Origin of the sequence: Bradyrhizobium sp. ma5 (assembly GCF_042258955.1) — a bacterium.
Lineage (GTDB): Bacteria > Pseudomonadota > Alphaproteobacteria > Rhizobiales > Xanthobacteraceae > Bradyrhizobium.
On sequence record NZ_CP170156.1, the window covers coordinates 8,224,324 to 8,242,626 of the forward strand.

An 18,303-nucleotide genomic window follows, 5' to 3' on the forward strand; every position below is an offset into this window, starting at 1 on the left:
GCTACTTCGCCTGCTCGAGCTTCGCGGCCTTGGCGGCATCGTACCACCAATTCTCCGGCGCACCGACGCCCTGGGTATATTTTGCCAGCTTCTCGGTATGTCCGAACTGATCCCAATAGGCGATCGGATGCGTGTTGCGGTACCATTGAGGCACCCAGTAGCGGCCGGCCCGAAACACGCGGTCGAAGGCGCGGCAAGCGACCGTCAGCTCATGGCGGTTGTTCGCGCCGATGATCTTCTCGATCAACGCATCGATCGCAGGATTGGAAATGCCTGCGAGATTGTAGGAGCCCTTGGTCTTCGCCGCCTGCGAAGAAAAGAACGGACGCATGCTGTCGCCCGGCGTTGCCGAGGCGCTGAAGCGCTCCATGGTCATGTCGAAATCGAAGTCCTCGACCCGGGCGCGATACTGCACTGCATCGACCAGGCGGAATGTCGCGTCGATGCCGAGCGTGCCGAGATTCTTGATGTATGGCCCATGGTGCGGTTGCAGCGACGGCTCGTCGTTGAGGAATTCGATGGTAATGGGCGTGCCGTTCGGCAGCATGCGCTTGCCGTCCTTGATGACACAGCCGGCCTCGTTGAGCAGCTGCACCGCCTTGCGCAGCAGCGCGCGATCCTGACCGGAGCCGTCCGACATCGGCGGCACGAACGGCAAGCCGAACACCTCGTCGGGCACCTGGCCGCGGAACGGCTCGAGCAACGCAAGCTCCTCCGGAGGAGGCGGCCCCTCCGCCACCATGTCCGAGTTCTGGAACGGCGAGACGGTGCGCGCATAGGCATCGTACATGATGGTCTTGTTGGTCCACTCGAAGTCGAAGGCGCAGATCAGCGCCTCGCGCACGCGAGGATCCCTGAACTTGTCGCGGCGCATGTTGATGAACCAGCCCTGCGCACCGGACGGCGTGTCGTCGGGCAGCGTCTCGCGCTTGACGCGGCCGTCCTTCACCGCGGGGAAATCGTAGCGCGTCGCCCAGACCCGCGCGGTGAACTCCTCGCGGAACAGATAGCTCTTCGAGGTGAAGCCCTCGAATGCCACGTCGCGGTCGCGATAGAATTCGTAGCGCACAATGTCGAAATTGTAGCTGCCGCGATTGACCGGAAGATCGGCGCCCCACCAGTCCTTGACGCGGTCGTATTCGACGTAGCGATTGACCTCGAACCGGCCAACCTTGTACGGCCCCGAGCCGAGCGGCGCATCGAGCGTCGATTCCTCGAACGAGCGCGTCGCGTAGTAGGCCTTGGAGAAGATCGGCAGGCTCGCGACATAGAGCGGCACGTCGCGCGCGCGCCCCGCTGCGAAGGTCACCACCACGGTCGCGTCATCGGGCGCCTCAGCCTTGACGAAATCGCGGAGCTGCACTTGAATCAGCGGGTGCCCCTTTTCCTTCAGCGTATTGAGCGAGAAGGCGACATCCTGCGCGGTCAGCTTCGAGCCGTCGTGGAAGCGCGCTTCGGGGCGCATGGCGAAGCGGTAGGTCAGCTTGTCGGGCGAGATCTGCACCGACTTCGCGGCAAAGCCGTACATCGCGTCGGGCTCGTCATTGGCGCGCGACATCAGCGCCGCGAACGTCATGTCCATGCCCTGCGCGCCCTCGCCCTTCAGGACATAGGCGTTCAGCGAGTTGAAGGTGTAGTAGGACTGGTTGTAGGCCCGCACCCACGGAATCACCGAGAAGGCGCCGCCCTTCGGCGCTTTCGGATTGACGTAGTCGAAGATCTGGAAATCCGCGGGATATTTCAGGTCGCCGAACACCGACATGCCGTGCATTTCGGTTCCGTTGTCGGCCGCCGCCGGTGCAGCACGCAAGCTTGCAGCACTCAACGCACCGATGCCGAGGCCGAGTGCGTGCCGACGGGAGAATAGCGCCATGCGCGGATCCTTGAGCTTATGAACGCTTGAGCTTGGCTGCCTTGTCGGCGTCGTACCACCAAAGATTTGGGAATCCTGAAACCGCGTATTTCGGCAGCGGATCGGGATGGCTGAAGCGATCCCAATAGACATAGCGCTGCTTGTCGTAATTGAAATGTGGAACGCAATAGAAGTTCCAGAGCAAGACCCGGTCCAGCGCCTTGGCGGCGGCGATCTGATCGGCGCGGCTGTTGGCGAAGATGATGCGCTCGACGATGGCATCGACGGCCGGATTCTTGATGCCGGGAAGATTGTTCGAGCCCGGCCGGTCCGCAGCCTGCGAGCCGAAATTGTCGCGCTGCTCGTTGCCGGGCGAGATCGACTGGCCCCACACCTGGGTGACCATCTCGAAATCGAAATCGCGGACCCGGTTCTGATACTGCACCGTGTCGACGGCGCGCAGATTGACGGTGATGCCGAGGCGCTCCAGGCTCGGTTTGTAGAACAGCGTGATCCGCTCCATGCCGGAATCGCCGCTGTTGCCGAGGATCTCGACCGTAAACGGCTGGCCCGAGGAATCGACCAGCTTGCGATCGCGGATCTCGAAGCCGGCTTCCTTCAGCAGCCGCGTCGCCTCGCGCAGATTGGCGCGGACATTTTCCGGCGTGCCGCCGACCGGGTTCGTGTAGGGCGTGGTGAAGACTTCCGGCGGCACCTTGTCGCGCACCGTCTCCAGGAGCTCGAGCTCCTTGCCTTCCGGCAGGCCGGTCGCCATCAGATCGGGGATGCCGTCGAAATAGCTGGAATCGCGATGGTACTCGCCGGTCGAGAGCACGCGGTTCATCTCTTCGAAATCGAACGCGTAGTTGAAGGCGCGGCGCAGCCTGGGGTCCGCGAATTTCGGACGCCGCAGGTTGAACACCCAGCCCTGCATCCGGCCTTGATTGCGAACGGTGAAGAGTTCCTTGAGCAACCGGTTCTCGCGCACCGGGGGAACGTCGTAGGCCGACGCCCATTCCTTGGCGCTGCGCTCGTTGTACCAATCGAACCCGTCGGCCTTCAGCGCCTCGCGCGCGACGGTGTCGTCGCGGAAATACTCGTAGCGCAGCTCGTCGAAATTGTTCTGTCCGATTGCGATCGGAATGTCCTTGCCCCAGTAATCCTTGACGCGCTCGAGCACGACCGATCGTCCGGCAACGAACTCCTTGATCTTGTAGGGGCCGGACCCAAGTGGCGGCTCCAGCGTGCTCGCGGTGATGTCACGCTTCTTGCCCTGCGCATCGGTGCCCTCCCACCAATGCTTGGGCAGGATGATGAGTTGGCCGGTGATCATCGGCAGCTCTCGGTTGCCCGGGCTGTCGAAAGTGAACTTGACGTCGCGATCGCCGATCTTCTCGGCTTTCGCGATATGCCGGTAGTAGGCGCTGAACATCGGGCTGTTCGCCTTCAACGCCTCGAAGGAGAAAATCACGTCCTCCGGCGTGACCGGCTTGCCGTCGTGCCAGCGTGACCCCGGCCGGAGGCGGTAGATCACGTAGGAGAAATCGTCGGGAAAGGCTGCGCCCTCGGCGAGCTCGCCGTAATAGGTATCGGGCTCGTCGAGCGAGGCTTCCATCAGCGAGTCGTAGATGCGGGCGACCGCGGCGGCGACCGTGCCCTTCAATCCCGCAACGACCAGGTTGAAGCTGTCATAGGTGCCGGGCTGGAACAGCCGCACCACGCCACCCTTCGGCGCGTCCGGCTTGACGTAATCGTAGCGCTTGAAGTCGGCCGGGTACTTGATTTCGCCGTACGTGGAGAGGCCGTGGCGCCATTTTAGCCCGTTGGGTGCGTCGTCGGCGAATGCCGGCGTGATCGCCGACAGGCTGGAGTTCAGTCCGAGCGCCGGAGCGAGTGCCGCCAGCGCGCTGCCTTGAAGGAGGTGTCGTCGGGTGATCGCCAAATTCGGTGTTCCTGCTTGCGGCCCCGGTTACATGGGACCCAATATAAGGCAACGGTTCGACAAATTACGTTGCTTTTTCCTCATGATATTGGCCCGGGAACAATATCGGTGCGGCGAAACGTCCCGATAACAACCCCGCGACAACGGATTCCTCATACGAAAACGGCCAGGCAGTGCCTGGCCGTTTCATCCACATGCTCGCGCGAAGCAATTCGTTACTTCGAAGCGGTCGGGAGCGGAGCCGGGTGCTCCGAGTTCGAATTCAGATAGGCGATGATGTCGGCGCGCTCGCTGTCCTTCGGCACGCCGGCGAAGCCCATCGCGGTGCCGGGGACGAAGCCCTTCGGGTTGGTCAGGAACTTGTTCAGGTCATCGAACGACCAGTCGCCGCCCTTGCCCTTCATCGCAGCCGAGAAATTGAAGCCACGGCCCTCGCCCTTCTTCTCGCCGACGATCCCGTAGAGGTTCGGACCGACGCGGTTGGGGCCGCCCTTCTCGAAGGTATGGCAAGCTTGGCACTTCTTGGCGGCGGCTGCGCCCTTCTCGGCGGAGGCGGTCTGCAGCAGTTTCTCGATCGGCTCAGAGGCAGCGGCTGCGGCCTCGCCGCCACCGCCATGGGACTCTTCCTTCACCGCGATCTCAAAACCCGGCTTCTCCGGCATCTTGGCCGAAAAGACCGATCCGGCGGCAAAGCTCATCACCAGAACGACGATGCAGGTGCCGAGAACCGCACCGAGGATTTTGTTGAGTTCGAAGGAGTCCATTTCGGTCAGGCTCCGGGCCTTGAATGTCGACTTCAGGCCGAGAATACGGCCGCGGGGAAAGACCTGGGAATCGGCCTTATCGCACCGCCCCAAGCAGGGTTGAGATATCGGTTTGCCCGCGCTCTGGCAACCCGTATAAACGCGCCGAATTCAACCTCCTCCCCGCCAATTTCCGCAGGCCGGACGGGCCCAGACACGAATGACCCAACTCCGTACCTTGGTGCTGATTCCAGCCCGCATGGCTGCCACGCGCCTGCCCGGCAAACCGCTGCTCGATATCGCGGGCCGGCCTATGATCGTCCATGTGCTGCGGCGGGCTGAGGCGGCCGGGATCGGCCGGGTCGCGGTCGCAACCGACACGCCCGAGATCGCAGCTGCGGTGAAGGCTGCCGGCGGCGAGGTGGTGATGACCCGCCCGGACCATCCGTCCGGCTCCGACCGGATCCATGAAGCGATGACGATCCTCGACCCGGACGGCGCTGCCGAGATCGTGGTCAATCTGCAGGGCGATTTCCCTACCATCACGCCCGAGACGATCCAGAGCGTGATGCCGCCGCTCGCCGACCCCACCGTCGACATCTCCACCTTGGCCTCGCGCATCCATAGTGAGGAGGAGGATCAGGCCCCCAGCGTCGTCAAGGCGGTCGGCTCGCCGATCGGCCCGAACCGGCTGCGCGCGCTCTATTTCACCCGCGCCACCGCGCCCCATGGCGATGGGCCGCGGTACCATCATATCGGCCTCTATGCCTACCGGCGTGCCGCCTTGGAGCGGTTCGTCCGGCTGCCGCCCTCGCCGCTGGAGCAGCAGGAAAAGCTCGAGCAGCTGCGCGCGCTGGAGGCCGGGATGCGGATCGACATCACCATCGTCGACACCGTGCCCCGCGGCGTCGACACCCCGGCCGACCTCGAAACCGCCCGCAGAATACTTTCCAAAGACTGAGTGGGTGCTAAAAGGCCCGCCAGGAAAGAACCCATGACCAAGAAGCTGAAAATCGCGTTCCAGGGCGAGCCTGGCGCCAATTCCCACATCGCGATCGTCGAGGCCTATCCCGACGCCGAGCCGATGCCCTGCCCGACCTTCGAGGACGCGCTGGCCGCGATTTCCTCCGGCGAGGCTGATCTCGGCATGATCCCGATCGAGAATTCGGTCGCCGGCCGCGTCGCCGACATCCATCATCTCTTGCCGGCCTCGGGCCTGTTCATCGTCGGCGAATGGTTCTTGCCGATCCGCCACCAGTTGATGGCGCTGAAGGGCACCAAGCTCGCCGACATCAAGAGCGTGGAGAGCCACGTCCACGCGCTCGGCCAGTGCCGGCGCATCATCCGCAAGCTCGGCATCCGGTCGATCGTCGCCGGCGACACCGCCGGCAGCGCCCGCGACATCTCCGAGCGCGGCGACAAGAGCGTGGCCGCGATCGCCTCGCGCCTCGCCGCAGACATCTATGGCCTCGACATTCTCGCCGAGGACATCGAGGACGAGGCCCACAACACCACCCGCTTCGTGGTGCTGGCGCGCGAGGCCAAATGGGCCGCGCAGGGCTCCGGACCGCTGGTCACCAGTTTTGTTTTCCGGGTGCGCAATTTGCCTGCCGCGCTCTACAAGGCGATGGGCGGCTTTGCCACCAACGGCGTCAACATGACCAAGCTCGAAAGCTACATGGTCGACGGCAATTTCTTCGCCACACAATTCTATGCCGATGTCGACGGTCATCCTGACGACCGTGGACTCGCCTTCGCGCTGGAGGAATTGAAATTCTTCTCGCGCGAATTCCGCATCGTCGGCGTTTATCCCGGCCATCCGTTCCGCGCGACGTTTAGCGAAACGCAGGCCTGAGGTTGAAAAACGTCATTCCGGGGCGATGCGGAGCATCGAACCCGGAATCTCGAGGTTCCGGGTTCACGCTTCGCGTGCCCCGGAACGACAGCATCAAGTGGCAATCCCCTTCTGCAAGCCGAACGTCTCGGCAAGCAGGCTGTACGACTTCTTCCGCGCCGCATGATCATAGACCGCGGTGATCACCATCAGCTCGTCCGCCTGGCTCGCCGCGATCAGCGGCTCTAGCTTCGCCTTCACGGTCGCAGGGCTGCCGACGAACAGTCGCGCGCGGTTGCGCGCGATCGAGGCGCGATCGGCGTCGGTGTAAGGATAGCCTCGGCCTCCTCGACGCTCGGCAGCGGCAGATACTGGCCGCGATCGCGGCGCAGCCGGTTGAGGTCCATCGACATCGCAAGCCGCTCGGCTTCCGCGTCGGTCTCAGCCGTGACGACCGCGACCGCCAGGATCGACTGCGGCGTCGCGCGCCAGCCCGACGGCTTGAAATGCGCGCGATAATTCATCATCGCCGCGATTGCGTCGTGGGTGGCAAAATGATGCGCGAACGCAAAGCCCATCCCGACCTCCGCGGCGAGTTCGGCGGAATAATCGCTCGAGCCGAGCAGCCAGATCGGCGGCAGCGGCGAATCGTCCGGCATCGCCACCACATTGTTGTAGGGATGGCCGGCCGGGAAATCACGCGTCTCCCAAAGCGTCAACTCATGCAGCCGCTCGAGGAAATCGTCGCCCTCGCGGCGATCGAGCCGGCTGCGCAGCGCGTAAGCGGTGGCGCCATCGGTGCCGGGCGCGCGGCCGAGGCCGAGATCGATGCGGCCGGGAAACAGCGCCTCCAGCATCTTGAAGCGCTCGGCGATCACAAGCGGCGCATGATTCGGCAACATCACTCCGCCGGAGCCGACCCGGATATGCTCCGTCACCGCCGCAATCTGCCCGATCATCAAATCGGGCGCCGGGCTCGCGACCGAGGCGAGGTTATGGTGCTCGGCGAGCCAATATCTGACGTAGCCGAGACCATCGACATGGCGCGCCAGGTCGATGCTGTTGCGGAGCGCAGCGGCGGGCCGGGTGCCGGTGGTGACGACGGACAGGTCGAGGACGGAGAGCGGGATCATGGCCGGCAACCTAATGTGGCGTCACGAGCCGACAAAGACCCCGCCCGCGCAGACCAGTCCCGCACCGGAAAGTCGGCGTCGGCCATCGCCGCTCTTGGGACGAAATACGAAGATTCGTTGACATGCCGCTCTGCCCACGGTCGATTTGAGCATTCGACCGATTGCGGATTTCGATTTTTATCTATATAATTCAATGCAATAATTCCGCTCTTCGCCGATTGAAGTCTCGGCCCACTTCTCGTTCTCGATCGCTCATTTTTGCCGCATCTTTCACGTCAATGGGCAATTTCCCATATCCGATGGGCTGTTTTGGCCCACCGGTTTCGCCTATCTTGGGGGCTCCATATCCAGGCCGGACGTCTGCCCTCCAGTTGCGGAGCCCTTGCGTACCATGACCGAGACCATTTCCTCCCTGCCGAACGCGCAGCGCTCGCCGAACGCGCCGAAAATCTCCTTCGAATTCTTCCCGCCGAAGACCGAGGAGATGGAGCGCAGTCTCTGGGAGACCATTAATCGTCTGGCGCCGCTGACGCCGAACTTCGTCTCGGTCACCTATGGCGCCGGCGGCTCGACCCGCGAGCGCACCCACTCCACCATCAGCCGCATCCTGCGCGAGACCGATCTGCTGCCGGCCGCGCATCTGACCTGCGTCAGCGCCTCGCGCAGCGAGATCGACGAGATCGTCGATCGCTATCATGAGGTCGGCGTTCGCCACATCGTGGCGCTGCGCGGCGATCCGCCCGGCGGCATCGGCACGCCCTACTTCACCCATCCCGACGGCTACCAAAGCTCGGCCGAGCTCGTCGCCGCCATCAAGAAGCGCCACGCCGACATCGAGATCTCGGTGTCTGCCTATCCGGAGAAGCATCCGGAAGCCGCGAACTTCGATACCGACATCGACACGCTGAAGGCCAAGGTCGACGCCGGCGCGACGCGCGCGATCACCCAGGTGTTCTTCGACAACGACCTCTACCATCGCTACGTCGACAGGGTGCGGGCGCGCGGCATCGAGATTCCGATCGTGCCCGGCATCATGCCGATGCACAATTTCAAGCAGGCCCGCAATTTCGTCACCCGCGCCGGCACCAGCGTGCCGGACTGGCTCGCCGAGAAGTTCGAGGGCCTCGACAACGACGCCGAGACCCGCAAGCTGGTGGCCGCTACCGTCGCCGCCGGCCAGGTGCAGAAGCTGTTCAAGCACGGCGTCGACACCTTCCACTTCTACACCATGAACCGCGCGGACCTCGTGTTCGCGATCAGCCACCTGCTCGGCATCCGGCCGACCGGCGCCCAAAAAGCTGCCTGACCCAGAAAGCGATCGATGTCCGTACCGGTTTCTCCCAAGCGTAACGCTTTGCTCGCGGCCGCCCGCGAGCGCATCCTGGTGCTCGACGGCGCCATGGGCACGATGATCCAGGGCTTGCAGTTCGACGAAGCCGCCTTCCGTGGCGCGCGCTTTGCGGACTTCCACCGCGACATCAAGGGCAACAACGATCTCCTGATCCTGACCCAGGCAGAGGCGATCACGGACATCCACGCCGCCTACCTGCGTGCCGGTGCCGACATCGTCGCGACCAACACCTTCTCCTCGACCTCGATCGCGCAGGCCGACTATGACATGTCGGATCTCGCCTACGAGCTGAACCTGCAGGGCGCGCGGCTGGCGCGTGCGGCCGCGGAGCGGGTGAGCGCCGAGGACGGCAAGCAGCGCTTCGTCGCCGGCGCGCTCGGCCCGACCAACCGCACCGCCTCGATCTCGCCCGACGTCTCCAATCCCGGCTATCGCGCGGTCACCTTCGACGATTTGCGCAAGGCCTATGGCGAACAGGCCAAGGGCCTGCTCGACGGTGGCGCCGACCTACTGCTGGTCGAGACCATCTTCGACACGCTGAACGCAAAGGCTGCGCTGTATGCGATCGCCGAGCTCATCGAGGAGCGCGGCATCGACGTGCCCGTGATGATTTCCGGCACCATCACCGACAAGTCCGGCCGCCTGCTCTCCGGCCAGCTCCCGGAAGCGTTCTGGCATTCGGTGCGGCACGCCAAGCCGATCACGATCGGCTTCAACTGCGCACTCGGTGCCGAGGACCTGCGCGCGCACATCGCCGATATCGGCCGCGTCGCCGACACGCTGGTCTGTGCTTACCCCAACGCGGGCCTGCCCAACGAGTTCGGCCAGTATGACGAGACGCCGGACTACATGGCGCGGCTGATCGGCGAGTTCGCCGCTGCCGGCCTCGTCAACATCGTCGGCGGCTGCTGCGGCACCACGCCGGACCATATCGCGGCGATCGCGAAGGCCGTCGCCCCGCACAAGCCCCGCGTGGTGCCCGAGATCGAACCGCGGCTCAAGCTCTCCGGCCTCGAGCCCTTCACGCTGACCGACGCGATCCCGTTCGTGAACGTCGGCGAGCGCACCAACGTCACCGGCTCGGCGCGCTTCCGCAAGCTGATCACCGCGGGCGACTACACCGCAGCACTTCAGGTGGCGCGCGACCAGGTCGAGAACGGCGCCCAGGTCATCGACGTCAACATGGACGAAGGCCTGCTCGACTCTGAAGCTGCGATGGTGACGTTCCTCAACCTCGTCGCCGCCGAGCCAGACATCGCGCGGGTGCCGGTGATGGTCGACTCCTCGAAATTCCACGTCATCGAGGCCGGCCTGAAATGCATCCAGGGCAAGCCGATCGTGAACTCGATTTCGATGAAGGAAGGCGAGGAGAAATTCCTGCACGAGGCGACGGTCGCCAAGCGTCACGGCGCCGCCGTGGTGGTGATGGCTTTCGACGAGACCGGCCAGGCCGATACGTTCGCGCGCAAGACCGAGATCTGCAAGCGCGCCTACGACTTGCTGGTCAACCGGCTCGACTTCCCGCCCGAGGACATCATCTTCGATCCGAATATTTTTGCGATCGCGACCGGCCTCGAGGAGCACAACAATTACGGCGTCGACTTCATCGAGGCGACGCGCTGGATCCGGCAGAACCTGCCCGGCGCGCACATCTCTGGCGGCGTCTCCAACCTCTCGTTCTCGTTCCGCGGCAACGAGCCGGTGCGCGAGGCGATGCACTCGGTGTTCCTGTATCACGCCATCCATGCCGGCATGGACATGGGCATCGTCAATGCCGGACAGATGATCGTCTATGACGATATCGACCCCGAACTGCGCCAGACCTGCGAGGACGTGATCCTCAACCGCGACCCCGGCGCGTCCGAGCGGCTCTTGGCGCTAGCCGAGAAATTCCGCGGCAAGGAGAAGCAGACCAAGGAGCAGGATCTCGCCTGGCGCGAATGGCCGGTAGAGAAGCGGCTGTCGCACGCGCTGGTGCACGGCATCACCGAGTTCATCGAGGCCGACACCGAGGCCGCCCGCCAAAACGCCACCCGTCCGCTCGACGTCATCGAGGGGCCGCTGATGGCCGGCATGAACGTGGTCGGCGACCTGTTCGGCGACGGCAAGATGTTCCTGCCGCAGGTCGTGAAGTCGGCCCGCGTGATGAAGCAGGCGGTCGCCTATCTGATGCCGTACATGGAGGAGGAGAAGGCGCGCAACCTCGCCAACGGCATCACCGGCGGCCGCAACGCCGCGGGCAAGATAGTGCTCGCGACGGTGAAGGGCGACGTCCACGACATCGGCAAGAACATCGTCGGCATCGTGCTCCAGTGCAACAATTTCGAGGTCATCGACCTCGGCGTCATGGTGCCCGCCAACAAGATCATCGAGACCGCCAAGGCCGAGGGCGCCGACATCATCGGCCTGTCCGGCCTGATCACGCCCTCGCTCGACGAGATGAGCTTCCTCGCCGGCGAATTGGAACGGCTGGGCATGAACGTACCGCTTTTAATCGGCGGCGCCACCACGAGCCGGGTGCATACCGCCGTGAAGATCGACCCGAACTATCCGGGCGGCCCGGTCGTGCATGTCAATGACGCGAGCCGCGCCGTCGGCGTCGCCTCCTCGCTGCTGTCGGCCGAGAAGAAGCAGGCCTATGCCGCCGAGGTGCGCGCCGAATACGCAAAAATCTCGACGGCGCATTTCCGCGCCCAGGCCGACAAGAAGCGGCTGAAGCTGAACGTCGCCCGCGCCAACAAGGTCGCGATCGACTTTGCGGCAGCGCCGCCGAAGAAGCCGGCCTTCTTCGGGCTGAAGAGTTTTGACGCCTACGATCTCGCCGAGCTGGCCGACTACATCGACTGGACGCCGTTCTTCCAGACCTGGGAGCTGACCGGCCGCTTCCCGGCGATCCTCGACGACCCCAAGGTCGGCGAGGTCGCGCGCTCGCTCTATGCCGACGCGCGCAAGATGCTCGACACGATCATCCAGGAGAAGTGGTTCACGGCGCGGGCCACCATCGGCTTCTGGCCGGCAAATGCCGTCGGTGACGACATCGAGGTCTATGCCGACGAGACGCGGAAGCAAAAGATCGCGACCTTCCACACGCTACGCCAGCAGCTCGAGAAGCGCGAGGGCCGCTTCAACGCGGCGCTGTCCGATTTCGTCGCGCCGGTCGAAACCGGCGTGCCGGACTATATCGGCGGCTTCGTCGTGACTGCCGGCATCGGCGAGGACGCGGTCGCCGACCGCTTCAAGAACGCCAATGACGATTACTCCTCGATCCTGTGCAAGGCGCTGGCAGATCGTCTGGCCGAGGCCTTTGCCGAGCGCATGCACCAGCGTGTGCGCAAGGAGTTCTGGGGTTATGCGCCCGACGAGACGTTCGCTGCGGACGAACTGATCCTCGAGAAATATGACGGCATCCGTCCCGCGCCTGGCTATCCGGCGCAGCCCGATCACACCGAGAAGCGGACGCTGTTCGCGCTGCTCGATGCCGAGAACACCTCCGGCGTGAAGCTGACCGAGAGCTACGCGATGTGGCCGGGCTCGTCGGTCTCGGGCCTGTATTTCTCGCATCCCGAAAGCTTCTATTTCGGCGTCGGCAAGATCGAACGCGACCAGGTCGAGGACTATGCCGCGCGCAAGGCCATGACGGTCGCCGAGGTCGAGCGCTGGCTCGCGCCGGTCTTGAACTACATCCCCTCGCAGGACGGCGCGAAGGGCCAGGCAATCGCGCCCGCCGCGACGCCCGCCAATGACGAGGAACTGGCCTCGCATCCGCAGGGCTGCACCTGCGCGGTGCACTTGGCCTGGCGGAAGAAGAAAGTGGGTGCGGGGTAGACCTTTCACCCTCCCCTGGAGGGGGAGGGTCGGTGCACATGGAGCGAAGCGGAATGCGCGCCGGGGTGGGGTGATCCCTCCACCGGGCACCGCTTCAACGGAGAGACCGTCACCCCACCCCGTCCCGCATCGCTCCGCGCGATGCCAGACGACCTCCCCTTCCAGGGAAGGGGAAGCGCAGTAGCCCGGATGCAGCGAAGCGCAATCCGGGATAGACTGCGACGGAACGATGACCGGTCCCGGACTTCGCTTGCGCTTGATCCGGGCTGCGGCCGCAATCGTCTGGCGCAGTGAGAATTTCCCCATGCAATTCTTCTCCTTCTGGCGATCGCTGGCGAGCTTTCGGGTGCGGATCGCGCTCAATCTGAAGGACGTGCCGGCCGAGGTCGTGTTCGTCGACATCGACGCGGACGCGCATCGCGCCGATGCCTATCGCAAGATCAACCCGCAGATGGCGCTGCCGGCGCTGGTGACCGACGATGGCACCGTGCTGTTCCAGTCGTTAGCGATCATCGACTATCTCGACGAGGCCTATCCGAGCCCGCCGCTGCTGCCACCAGATGCGCTCGGCCGCGCCCGGGTGCGCGGGCTCGCGCTGATCGTCGCCTGCGAGGGCCATCCGCTGCTGACGCCACGGGTGCGCCGCTATCTCGACCGCGAGCTCGACCTGCGCGACAGCCAGCAGAACGCGTGGCGGCGGCACTGGACGGTCGAGACGCTGGCGGCGCTCGAGGGCCACCTCGCCGGCCACAAGGCCACCGGCCAGTTCTGCCACGGCGATGCGCCGACGCTTGCCGACATCTGCCTGGTCGGCCATGTCACCGCGGCGCTCAACCAGCAGATCAGCCTGTCGCCCTGGCCGACCGTGAAGCGCATCCACGACACCGCGATGGCGCTGCCCGCGTTCGCCAAGGCACATCCCTCCGCGCAGCCGGATACGCCCGAGGCGATGCGGGCGAAGGCAACGTAGGGAATCTCCGCATCGTCGTCCTGGCGAAAGCTAGGACCCATACGCCGCAGCGGATGCTGTGAGCGGGACTCGTCGTTCGAGCGCCGCACAACAATACGCATTTGGGGTAATGGGTCCTGGCTTTCGCCAGGACGACGATGCGGATGGATCGCAATTCAAGACGTCAAACACGTGGTGTCATCACCCGCGCATGCGGGTGATCCAGTATTCCAGAGGCGCCAGTGCTTGAGTCGCGATGCCACAGCGCCCTCCAGGCGTCGTCCCGGCGAAGGCCGGGACCCATACTCCGCAGCAGCTGTTGTGAGCGGGACTCGTTGTTCCAGCGTCGCGCAACGATAGTCATTCGTGGTTATGGGTCCCGGCCTTCGCCGGGACGACGGTGAGTGTCGTGGCGCGGCTTGTGAGGCATACAGCCGCATTCTCGCGACATAATCGTCCGTGCGATCGCCGCCGGCGCCTCGTCGGGAATCGCGAAGCACGAGCTCGCGTTGATCTCGCAGAGCACATAGCTGTCGGCGCCATCGGCATCGCGCGGACCGTAGAGGAAGTCCGCATCCCAGATCACCGGCAGCGACGCTTCATCGATCGCCAGCGTCGCTATCAATCCTGGAATCCATTCGTCCTCCATCCGCCGCCGCAGCGTCTGGAATTGCGGAGCATCAGGACCGTGCATGATGCGCGGTCCGGGTTGAGCTTGCGGTGAATCCGGACCTTCCGGCGGCGGCGGGATCAAGGCCTTGATCAGCTGGTGTCCGAAGCCCGCGACCTTCGATCCGCTGACATAGCAACGGATCATGCCCTCGGGCAGCCGCGGCTGGAATGCCTGATCGATGATACAGCCGCCCCAACCGAAATACGGCTCGCAGCGTGCCATGAAAGCGTCCAGCGGCATCTGCTCGGGCTGGCTGCCGCGTAGTGCGTGAAGCACGCGGACGGTCGCGTCCGCATTCGGCAAACCTTCGACCTTCAAGGCTTCGACCTTCCAGACTCCCTGCCCGCCATTGCCACGGTTCTGCTTGAGCACGCGCGGCCCGGCCGTACGAAGGCGCGACGGGAATTCGGCGCGGAAGGCGTCCGCGGTGGCGTATCGATGCGTGTCGGCGCCCCAGCCCAGATGACGCGTCCGGAAGAGCACGTCCTTGACGCCCATCTTGAGGATGATGTCGGGATGTGCGCTGACCCACGGTCCTTTCGCCGCGACCTCGCGCAGCAGCGGATCGAGCGCCGCGCGGGTCTTGCCCTGATGGATCGGATCGACCCAGACCAGAACGCCGTCCATTGTCAGCAGCTGGTCGCGGACAAGATCGGCGAAGGTCTCGTCATAGACCACGGGGATAGCCTCGATGCCGGAAGCAACGAGCGCTTCGAAGACGCGAACGAAACGGCTGTTCTGCGCCGTTGCCTCCTGCCGCGCCGCGGCGTCGCCACGCCACAGGATGGCGATTTTAGAACGATGGGATGTGTGCTGATCGGTGTCCATAACAAGCTCCACGACGTGAGTGTCGCGCAGAGCTTGGACCGAGGTCTCACGGGGAGTCTGGCTTGTCCCCTTGGCAGGAACTCTAGACCACTTCGCGCAGGTTTCAAGATGGAAGTGGGATCATATCATGATCCGGGATCAGGCCGTGATCCCGTGCAACCCCAGCCAGCCCGTGTAGAGGCCGACCAGCACGATCAGCGCAGCCGACACGTAGGGAGCGCGTTGGGCGAAGCGGCTGAAGCCACCCCAATGACGCTCGACATGACGGAGACTGAGCGCGGCCACAACACCAGCGGAGACCATGGTGATCGCAAGCCCGATGCCGAAGCAGAGCACCAGCACGAAGCCGAGGCTGAACTGCTTGAGCTGGAGACAGAGCAGCAGCACGGTGATCGCCGCCGGACACGGAATGAGACCGCCGGTCAGGCCGAACAGAATGATCTGCCACGTCGTGACGGTCCGCCCGGCAAAGCGCTTGCGGATGTCGGCAGCGTGCGCGCGCGCATGTGCATCGTCGGCGTCGCCGAGGTCCATATGCGCATGGTCATGCTCCTCGAACAGGACTTCGGCAATGTCCGCCCGCACCGACACGCGGGCCTTGAAAGCATGCGGCTCCGGAATTTCATCGACGCTTTCCAGATAGCCGTCCCGCGCGGCGAAGCGGAACTGCTGCTCGCTGCCGTCGGGGCGGATCGTCACGACATCGACCTCGCCAGCCGCCGGAAGCGCCCCGGCCTCACTGCGCAACCGCCAGCGCGGCGGCACACCGTCCTCGAAGACTTCGAGCGACAGCGATTGCCCGGCGAGGCTCAATTGCCGTGTTTCGTCGTGATGATGGTGATCATGGTCATGATCGTGGTCATGGTGATGGTGATGGTCGTGTTCGGAAGTCTGCTCGCGCCAGGTGCGCCAGGCCATCCAGGCTGCGATCGAAATGATGATCGCCGCCGAGGCCAGTTGCAGCCAGGCTTCGCCGCGTTCGCCGGACCATTGCTGGCCGAAATGCAGCCCCGCCAGCGCGACGATCCAGACGATGGCCGTGTGCGAGATCGTCGCCGACAGACCGAGCAGCACCGCCTGCACCACGGTGCCGCGGATCACGACGATGAAGGCCGCCATCATCGTCTTGGAGTGGCCGGGCTCGAGACCATGCAGCGCGCCGAGCAGGATCGCACTGGGGATGAACAGCCATGCATGCGCGCTGCTCTGCTGGAGCAGCTGGGACAGATCGGTCATGTGCTTCACTTCAAATAGGTACGAACGACGTCGATCAGGTCGGCGGCGCCCTGCGCTCTCTCGGGATCCTTTTCCCGGGCAGGGTCCACCACGTGATGGCGGATGTGATCCTCGAGCAGTTCCGCGGTGAGGCCGTTGATGGCGCCGCGAACCGAGGCCACCAGCATCAACACGTCGGCACAGCCGATCTCGGACTCCAGCGCCCGCTCGACGGCCTCCAGCTGACCCTTGATGCGGCGGACCCGGCCGACGAGCTTGGACTTGTGCTTGATCGTGTGCGACATTCTGATAATATAAGGGGGTACCCTATATTGGTCAACCCGTTTCGGGCCTCGGCTGGGGTGCGCGGGCGCGGCCGCGCTCACACTGGTGGGGATACTCGCGCTTTAAATTGCGGCGCGCACGGCATTGAATTCGGTCAATCCAGCAACAAGGCCAACGAGACAACTGGCAGGAGGCATCGCGTGAAGGTCCACATCCTGATGTTGGCTCTCCCGATCCTGCTGTCGAGCGCGCTGCCGGCCGTGTCCAAGAGCAGCATCGGACACAATGACAGCCCCTGGAATGCCGATCACATCGACGATCTGCCGTCCGAAGTCCGGCACTACATCGCAGGGATTTGCCGAGGACCCGCCACCGCTCAACACGACTTCGCGACCTATTCGCCCCGTGAAAAGCGCTGGCGGATCAACCTCGAATATCTCCGCTGCAACGGCATCGGCGCGTTTCGCCGCGGCAACCAGTGCCTGGACGTGGACTTCGTCGAGCAAGGCTCGCGATTTCACGTCGGCGCAAAACAATTTAGGGACTGCGGCTTCTAGATCGCAGCGATCCCGACAGTGAGTCTTGCATCAAGTCTTGCGCCGCGGTCGAGACATTGTTCCGAGCCGCGCAGGTGAACTGTTCGTGACAGTGACCTGGACGTTTCGCGCGTGACCACGGCGCACTCCGGTTGACATCGATCAGCACAAGGTCTTAATTCCAGCGCACGGGGATGTGCGATCTCCCCGCGAGGCGACATGCCCAAGAATCGCGTCCTGTTCACCAAGGACGCACCATGTCGTCATACACATCGATCTCATCCGAAAAACTGTCTCGTCTCGTCGGCACCGCCAAGGCGCCGACGCTCGTCGACGTCCGTATCGACGAGGATTTCGCCGCCGATCCGCGCCTGATCCCGGGCGCCATCAGGCACTCCCATCTCGACGTCCAGGACTGGGCTTCCCGCTTGACAGGCCAGTCCGTGGTCGTGGTCTGCCAGAAGGGACAGAAGCTCAGCGAAGGCACCGCCGCCTTGCTCCGATGCGGCAACATTGTTGCCGAAGTTCTCGAGGGCGGCCACCTCGCGTGGAAAGCTGCGGAGCTTCCGACCGTTCCTGTCGATAGGATTCCGAAGCGCGACGGGCGCGGCCGCACCGTCTGGGTGACGCGCTCGCGACCGAAGATCGATCGCATCGCCTGCCCGTGGCTGATCCGCCGCTTTGTCGATCCCGCGGCCGTATTCCTGTTCGTCGCATCAGCAGAAGTCGAGGCCGTCGCCGAACGCTTCGACGCCACGCCGTTCGATATCGAGAATGTGTTCTGGAGCCATCGCGGCGAGCTCTGCACCTTCGACGTGATGGTCAAGGAGTTCGGCCTGTCGACGCCCGCACTGGAGCGGCTCGCGACAATGGTGCGGGCCGCGGATACCGCGCGGCTCGATCTCTCGCCGGAAGCTCCAGGGCTGCTCGCCGCCTCGCTCGGCCTGTCGCGCATGTTCGACGACGACCTCGAACAATTGAGCGCCGGCATGCTGCTCTACGACGCCTTCTATCGCTGGTGCCGCGACGCGACCCGGGAGACGCATAACTGGCCGACCAGCAAGGTGAAGCCATGACCGTCGCGATCTTCGTCCTCGTGCGCCCGGCGGCCGTGATCTGAGCTGACAGCAGCGCATT

General features: G+C 64.3%; 13 protein-coding genes and 1 pseudogene. 7 read left to right on the forward strand and 7 right to left on the reverse strand.

Annotation, left to right across the window (positions count from 1 at the left end; genetic code table 11):
- Nucleotide 1: 1 nt before the first annotated feature.
- The 3 genes from ACE103_RS38910 to ACE103_RS38920 all read right to left on the reverse strand — a co-directional run bounded on the left by ACE103_RS38910 (nt 2) and on the right by ACE103_RS38920 (nt 4,558).
- A complete protein-coding gene (locus tag ACE103_RS38910; RefSeq protein WP_375777284.1) occupies nt 2–1,873 on the reverse strand; it encodes an extracellular solute-binding protein in 1,872 nt (623 codons plus the stop codon).
- A 16-nt stretch (nt 1,874–1,889) separates the two neighbouring features.
- Nucleotides 1,890–3,794, reverse strand: coding sequence for an extracellular solute-binding protein (locus ACE103_RS38915; RefSeq protein WP_375777285.1), 1,905 nt, complete (start codon nt 3,792–3,794; stop codon nt 1,890–1,892).
- A gap of 215 nt (nt 3,795–4,009) precedes the next feature.
- Nucleotides 4,010–4,558, reverse strand: a complete 549-nt coding sequence (locus tag ACE103_RS38920; RefSeq protein WP_223966518.1) for a cytochrome c family protein — start codon at nt 4,556–4,558, stop codon at nt 4,010–4,012.
- A 199-nt stretch (nt 4,559–4,757) separates the two neighbouring features.
- Between ACE103_RS38920 and ACE103_RS38925 the strand changes: the two genes are divergently transcribed.
- Both ACE103_RS38925 and ACE103_RS38930 read left to right on the forward strand, forming a co-directional pair.
- On the forward strand, nt 4,758–5,498 hold the full coding sequence (locus ACE103_RS38925; protein WP_375777286.1) for a 3-deoxy-manno-octulosonate cytidylyltransferase: 741 nt from the start codon (nt 4,758–4,760) through the stop codon (nt 5,496–5,498).
- A 33-nt stretch (nt 5,499–5,531) separates the two neighbouring features.
- Nucleotides 5,532–6,392, forward strand: a complete 861-nt coding sequence (locus tag ACE103_RS38930; protein WP_375777287.1) for a prephenate dehydratase — start codon at nt 5,532–5,534, stop codon at nt 6,390–6,392.
- 93 nt (nt 6,393–6,485) lie between these two features.
- On the opposite strand, the pseudogene ACE103_RS38935 reads toward ACE103_RS38930, so the two are convergent.
- Nucleotides 6,486–7,504: pseudogene (locus ACE103_RS38935) on the reverse strand (LLM class flavin-dependent oxidoreductase).
- Between the two features lie 391 nt (nt 7,505–7,895).
- Here ACE103_RS38935 and metF point away from each other — a divergent pair.
- From metF to maiA, 3 genes are all read left to right on the forward strand, one after another.
- Nucleotides 7,896–8,810 carry a methylenetetrahydrofolate reductase [NAD(P)H] gene (gene metF, locus ACE103_RS38940; protein ID WP_375777288.1) on the forward strand — a complete coding sequence of 305 codons (915 nt, stop codon included), beginning with the start codon at nt 7,896–7,898 and terminating at the stop codon, nt 8,808–8,810.
- Nucleotides 8,811–8,825: 15 nt separating this feature from the next.
- Complete coding sequence (gene metH / locus ACE103_RS38945) at nt 8,826–12,680, forward strand: methionine synthase (RefSeq protein WP_375777289.1); 3,855 nt, start codon at nt 8,826–8,828, stop codon at nt 12,678–12,680.
- 304 nt (nt 12,681–12,984) lie between these two features.
- Nucleotides 12,985–13,650, forward strand: coding sequence for a maleylacetoacetate isomerase (gene maiA, locus ACE103_RS38950; protein WP_375777290.1), 666 nt, complete (start codon nt 12,985–12,987; stop codon nt 13,648–13,650).
- Between the two features lie 349 nt (nt 13,651–13,999).
- On the opposite strand, the gene ACE103_RS38955 is transcribed toward maiA, so the two are convergent.
- The 3 genes from ACE103_RS38955 to ACE103_RS38965 form a co-directional block, all read right to left on the reverse strand.
- Nucleotides 14,000–15,130: a Cj0069 family protein gene (locus tag ACE103_RS38955; protein ID WP_375777291.1), complete on the reverse strand. Its 1,131-nt coding sequence runs from the start codon at nt 15,128–15,130 to the stop codon at nt 14,000–14,002.
- 138 nt (nt 15,131–15,268) lie between these two features.
- Nucleotides 15,269–16,366, reverse strand: a complete 1,098-nt coding sequence (locus ACE103_RS38960; protein WP_375777292.1) for a nickel/cobalt efflux transporter — start codon at nt 16,364–16,366, stop codon at nt 15,269–15,271.
- Nucleotides 16,367–16,371: 5 nt separating this feature from the next.
- A complete protein-coding gene (locus ACE103_RS38965; protein ID WP_194461113.1) occupies nt 16,372–16,650 on the reverse strand; it encodes a metal/formaldehyde-sensitive transcriptional repressor in 279 nt (92 codons plus the stop codon).
- A 180-nt stretch (nt 16,651–16,830) separates the two neighbouring features.
- Here ACE103_RS38965 and ACE103_RS38970 point away from each other — a divergent pair, with 180 nt between their 5' ends.
- On the forward strand, nt 16,831–17,187 hold the full coding sequence (locus tag ACE103_RS38970; protein WP_375777293.1) for a hypothetical protein: 357 nt from the start codon (nt 16,831–16,833) through the stop codon (nt 17,185–17,187).
- A 236-nt stretch (nt 17,188–17,423) separates the two neighbouring features.
- Nucleotides 17,424–18,242 carry a chromate resistance protein ChrB domain-containing protein gene (locus tag ACE103_RS38975; protein ID WP_375777294.1) on the forward strand — a complete coding sequence of 273 codons (819 nt, stop codon included), beginning with the start codon at nt 17,424–17,426 and terminating at the stop codon, nt 18,240–18,242.
- Nucleotides 18,243–18,303: the final 61 nt, after the last annotated feature.